The following is a 4,951-nucleotide window of genomic DNA, read 5'->3' as shown; positions in this document are numbered from 1 at the left end:
GGGTCGCCCTTTCCAGGCATGGGGATGACGCGCCGAGGGGCGCGCGGGGCGTCGGTCAGGCCGCGGAGACGGCCGCGCGCCCGCGGTGGGCGAGCCTGCCGCCGACCTGGAACCAGGCGGGTTCGCCGTTCGGGCCGGTGATGAACCGGCCGACCTGGTCGGTCACCCCGGTGTCGCAGTCGCGCAGCGCGCAGCGCAGTCCGGGGTAGACGGTGAGGTCGGCGAACGGGGCGCCGTCGACGGCGGCGTGCAGCCGCCCGCCGCCAGCGTGGGTGATCCGGTAGGTGGTCTCGCCGTTGGCGTACTCGCCGACGCAGCCGGGCGGCGGCGCGACCGGGTCGCCGAGGTCTGGCAGCGGGTCGTAGTCGGCGATGGGCACGCCCAGGTCGGGCAGCTCGGCGACCAGCTCGCGCCACAGGGCGAAGCCGGTGGCCCCGTTGGCCGTCAGCGCGACGGCGGTGCCGGTGGCCGGGTCGACGCGCAGGTGGCAGGACGTGCCGTCGCCGGTGCCGTCGTGGCCGACGGACCGCAGGGCGCCGCCGCCGTAGCTGGCCAGGCCGATGCCCCAGCCGTCGGCCAGGCCGAACGGCTCGGCGCACGGGGCGGGCGCGCGCATCTCGGCGAGCGCGTCGGGATCGAGGGGCCCGTCCGGCTCGAACCCGGCCAGCGCCCTGCCCAGCCGCACCAGGTCGCTGGCGCTGGCCGCCCACGCGCCCGCGGGCGCCTCCGGCGGGCACAGCGACTGCGCGACCGGCCGCGCCACCCCCGTGTCCCGCCGCACGGCGTGCCCGGTGACGAGATCGGCCGCCCGGCCGGGCCCGACCACGAACCGGCCGGGCAGGTCGAGCGGGTCGAGCACCAGCGCCTGCGCCGCCTCGGCCCATGTCATGCCGGTGATGTCCTCAATGGCGTGCCCGGCGATCAGGTAGCCGATGTTGGAGTAGGAGAAGGCAGTCCCCGGCGCCGCGAGCGGGTCGACGGCGCGGCAGCAGTCCTCGACGTGCCTGCGCAGGGACGTGGCGCGCACATCGGGCGGGTCGGAGGGCAGTCCGCCGGTGTGGCTGAGGACGTGCCGGGCGGTGAGCTGGCCGCGGGTCCGCTCCGGCAGGGCGCTCAGCCCGTCGACCTGCTCGGCCAGCGGCTTGTCCAGGTGCAGGTCGCCGTCCGCGACGAGCACCATGGCGGTGGCGGCGGTGAGGAGCTTGGTGATCGAGCCGGTGGGGAAGGCGGACTCGTCGGTGACCGGTTCGGCGGTCCCGTGCCGCCGCACCCCCGTCGCGAAGGTCCGGATGAGCCGGTCCCCGTGGATCGCCAGCTGTAGGCCGGGGATGGAGTACTCCGCTGCGAGCTCGGTCAGTCTGCGGCGAATGCGGGCGCTGTCCATGCTTCCTCACTGTCGACACCGGTTGGCCACCCACCGCTCCCCCACCCACGGTCTGTCTCGGGTAGGTCGAATAAGCGCCCGCCGGAGCGGAATCGCGTCCTCGACTGAACTAATGGTGACTACGGTCCGCTTCTGTGAGCTACCGCCGATTGGAGCAATGGCGATTTCACGACAAGCGGAGCCGATGAGCGGAGAAGAAAATCGCGGTAACACGTTTAGAACTCGAGATCCACGCTTTCCAGCGGCTATGCGGCCAAACGAAAACCGCTCAGCCGGGTTGTCGTGATACCAATCACACCCGTTTGCGCTAGCGCCCGCGAACCGGCCTGCGACCAGCGGTGTTCCGACTCGCACAGGTAGAACGAAGAAGAGGAAGCACTCTCACTTCTGTCGCGCGGACAACGGCCGACAGCAGGGGGAATCGTCCGTTTTCGGTCGCACATGGCGTGGCGTGGAAGAAATTTTCTCAACCCGATCGACGCAGTGCCGATCACCCGACTGCGGAGTAGTTTCGACATCCACGGAACTTCGGTCGCCAAGGTGCCAGAAGGTGCGCGTGGAGCGCGCGCAGAGAACTATCTTCGATCAATCGTCACGACGCGTTCAGCGCCCGGAAAGACCGCAAGTCAGCACCTGTCACTCTGGTGCGCTGCGTCACAGCGATCCCGAAGATGCCGGTCGGCCTTGCGGTCCGGATCGCCGTCGCCCGGGCCGGAATCGGCCGTTCTCCTGGGCTGCGGGGCTCCTTGGAGTTCATCCGCCGGTTCCCGCGCGGCAACGCTAATCGCCGAAGGCGGATCGTGATCAGCGCGATCATCAGCGCCGATCGGATTGTCACTCGGTGATGACCACGCTGCGTTGACCGTATCCGGGACGCTACTGCCGAACGAGCGTCGCCTCGGCCGCGCCGGGCTCGTAGTCGGCGGAGTAGGACAGGGACTCACCGTCGATGCCGAGGGTGATCGTGACCAGGCTCGCGCACCTCGACCGCGGATCGGAGGTGATGGTCTCCAGGACGACGAGCTTCTCCGGGGCGCTCTCCAGGAGCTTGAGCGAGCCGGTGCAGCCCAGCTCCGGGTAGTGGGAGGTGCCGACTTCGTCGCCGACGTCGCCGTCCCTTAGGGACAGCCGGGCGTGGTAGGCGGTCCCCGATCCCGGCTGCTCGACCGGTCCGCGCGACTCCCAGTCGCCGAGGAAGCGGCGGTCGACGGCGGGGCACGCGAGCGTGGTGAGCGCGTCGTACTCGACGGTCGGCCTGCGGTCCGGGTTCGGGCCGGCGATGCCGGACGCGCCCAGGCTCTCCGGGCCGATCACACCCCACAGGCCGCGGTAGCCCCACCACGGTTCCTCCTCGACCGAGCGCAGGCTCTCCCAGGTGTGCCACGGCGTTCCCGCGGAGGTCCGGTCGGCGACGGCCGTGGTGGCGAGCGGGAACGCGCCCGCTCGCGGGTAGGAGCCGTGCGAGCCCTTGGCCGCGTAGGCGACCGGGCGGTTCCCGGCGAACTCCAGGCGGTTCCACGGCAGGTGGCACGCGGGCTCGTTGTGCCGCCAGAAGACCATCCCGGTCTGGTGCCCGCCGTCGACCTGGACGGCGACCCGCTCCCAGTCGCCCTCGTGGTTGTTGATGAAGTCGTTGTAGCCGTAGAACAGCCAGTAGACGAAGGCGCCGTGCCCGTCCGGGTCGCCGACGTGCTGCCAGTACACGGGCGCGGTCGCGCCGTCGCCGCGGCGCAGATCGTCGTCGAGGTCGAGGTAGAAGCCGCGGCCGTCGCCGTACACCTGCCGCTCGGCGCTGTTGGTGCGGTACAGCGTGGCGTCCTCGTCGTGCGTGCAGGGCAGCGGGTCCTCGCTGTGCGGCTGGATCGTGGAGGCCGCGGGGTGGGAGTACTCGCCGCTCGCCAGCCCCGACTCGCTCACCTCGGTCGCGACCGGCTTGTCGTCCTTACAGAGCTTCCCGTGGTCGAACCAGAGATCCGCGCCCGCGACGAAGCGGCTCGCGTCCATGGGCAGGTTGACCTCCCCGTCGGCCAGCCACACCGCGGGCGCGAGCTCGCGGGCGAGCCGGGACCGGGGATCGGCATCCGGATCGGACGCCGCCGCGGAGGTGGTCGGCGCGGTCGAGGACGGCCCGGGTTCCGCCGTCTCGTCGCATGCGGAGGCGAACAGCACCACACCGGCCGCGATGATCGGCAGGCCGCGGCTCCGGGTCATCCGTCGATCGTAGCCGCGGTGCCCGGCTTGATCACTTCGGCAGCCCCGGGGGTGTGACCCACGCCATACGCGGTTCCTGTCAGCAATCGGCGCGCTGTCCCGCTCAAGTCACCGAAGCCAAGCGAACCGACAGGAGCAGCTCATGAAGCACCGCATCGTCGTCCTCGGCGCGGGCTACGCCGGGGCCTACGTGGCCGGGAACCTCGCCCGGCGGCTGTCCCAGGAGGACACCGAGATCACCGTGGTCAACGCCGCGCCGGACTTCGTCCAGCGGCTGCGGCTGCACCAGCTCGCGGCGGGCCAGGACATCGCGACCGTGCGGCTCGCCGACGTCTTCGCGGGCATGGGCGTCCGGCTGCGCCTGGCCAGGGTCACCGCCGTCGACCCGGACCGGCGGGTCGTGGCCCTGGCCGACGCCGACGGCGGCGGCGAACTCCCCTACGACACGCTTTTCTACGCGCTCGGCAGCCACGTCGCCGACCACGGCGTCCCCGGGGTGGTCGAGCACGCCTTCGACGTCACCGGCCTGGCCTCCGCGCTGCGCCTGCGCGAGCGCCTGGACGGCCTGGACAAGCGGGGCGGCGGGAGCGTGCTGGTCGTCGGCGACGGCCTGACCGGCATCGAGACCGCCACCGAGATCGCCGAGTCCCGGCCGGGGCTGGCCGTGACGCTGATCGCCAGCGGGGAGCTGGGCGCCCGCCTCTCCGCCGGGGCGCGGGCCCACCTGCGCCGGGCCTGCGACCGGCTGGGCATCACCGTCGTGGAGCACGCCACCGTCGAGGTCGTCGAGCAGACGCGGGTGCTGTGCGCGGACGGCACCGTCCTGCGGTCCGACGCCACCGTGTGGACTGCCGGGTTCGCGGTCCACCCCATCGCCGCCGCCAGCGGGCTGGAGGTCGCCGAGAACGGCCAGATCGTCGTCGACCGCACCATGCGGTCGGTCTCGCACCCGGAGGTCTACGCCGCGGGCGACAGCGTCCGCGCCATCGGCGACAACGGACTGCCGTTGCCGATGTCCTGCGCCTCGGCCGGGTACACCGGCAAGCAGGCCCTCGAGGCGATCATGGGGCGGCTGACCGGCCGCCCGATCCCGACCGTCAAGCTGACCTACGTGGGCAACCACATCAGCCTCGGGCGGCGGGACGCGATCCTGCAGCTGGTCGACGAACAGGGGCTGGCGAAGCCGAAGTACCTGGGCGGGCGGGCGGCCGCGCGGATCAAGGCGGGCATCCTGAGGACGGCGCTGTGGGCGACCTCCCACCCGACGTTCGGCCTGCCCAAGCGCAAGCGCCGCCTGGCCGTGCCGGACGCGTCCGCCGTGACCGCCGTCGGAACCGCGGCCGCCTAGGGTGGTCC

General features: G+C 72.2%; 4 protein-coding genes. 1 reads left to right on the top strand and 3 read right to left on the bottom strand.

Features of this window, described 5'->3' with window-relative positions; translation table 11 throughout:
- Positions 1-55: 55 nt before the first annotated feature.
- The 3 genes from Actkin_RS14715 to Actkin_RS14705 form a co-directional block, all read right to left on the bottom strand.
- Positions 56-1,384 carry a serine hydrolase domain-containing protein gene (locus Actkin_RS14715; protein WP_189214163.1) on the bottom strand — a complete coding sequence of 443 codons (1,329 nt, stop codon included), beginning with the start codon at positions 1,382-1,384 and terminating at the stop codon, positions 56-58.
- A gap of 592 nt (positions 1,385-1,976) precedes the next feature.
- A complete protein-coding gene (locus tag Actkin_RS14710) occupies positions 1,977-2,201 on the bottom strand; it encodes a hypothetical protein (RefSeq protein WP_258907636.1) in 225 nt (74 codons plus the stop codon).
- Positions 2,202-2,260: 59 nt separating this feature from the next.
- The gene (locus Actkin_RS14705; RefSeq protein WP_258907635.1) at positions 2,261-3,595 is read right to left on the bottom strand and encodes a hypothetical protein; all 1,335 of its coding nucleotides are present in this window, start codon (positions 3,593-3,595) and stop codon (positions 2,261-2,263) included.
- A gap of 142 nt (positions 3,596-3,737) precedes the next feature.
- Between Actkin_RS14705 and Actkin_RS14700 the strand changes: the two genes are divergently transcribed.
- The gene (locus tag Actkin_RS14700) at positions 3,738-4,943 is read left to right on the top strand and encodes an NAD(P)/FAD-dependent oxidoreductase (protein WP_258907634.1); all 1,206 of its coding nucleotides are present in this window, start codon (positions 3,738-3,740) and stop codon (positions 4,941-4,943) included.
- The last annotated feature ends 8 nt before the right edge of the window (positions 4,944-4,951 follow it).

It is taken from the genome of Actinokineospora sp. UTMC 2448 (assembly GCF_024760565.1).
Classification (GTDB): domain Bacteria; phylum Actinomycetota; class Actinomycetes; order Mycobacteriales; family Pseudonocardiaceae; genus Actinokineospora; species Actinokineospora fastidiosa.
The sequence above is the reverse complement of the archived record's forward strand: the minus strand, read 5'-3'. Positions and strand labels throughout refer to the sequence as shown.

Excerpts from the sequence above, each read along its gene's own strand:
- Actkin_RS14700 (WP_258907634.1), top strand. The coding sequence starts at position 3,738 with ATGAAGCACCGCATCGTCGTCCTCGGCGCGGGCTACGCCGGGGCCTAC.
- Actkin_RS14705 (WP_258907635.1), bottom strand. The coding sequence starts at position 3,595 with ATGACCCGGAGCCGCGGCCTGCCGATCATCGCGGCCGGTGTGGTGCTG.
- Actkin_RS14710 (WP_258907636.1), bottom strand. The coding sequence starts at position 2,201 with ATGATCGCGCTGATCACGATCCGCCTTCGGCGATTAGCGTTGCCGCGC.
- Actkin_RS14715 (WP_189214163.1), bottom strand. The coding sequence starts at position 1,384 with ATGGACAGCGCCCGCATTCGCCGCAGACTGACCGAGCTCGCAGCGGAG.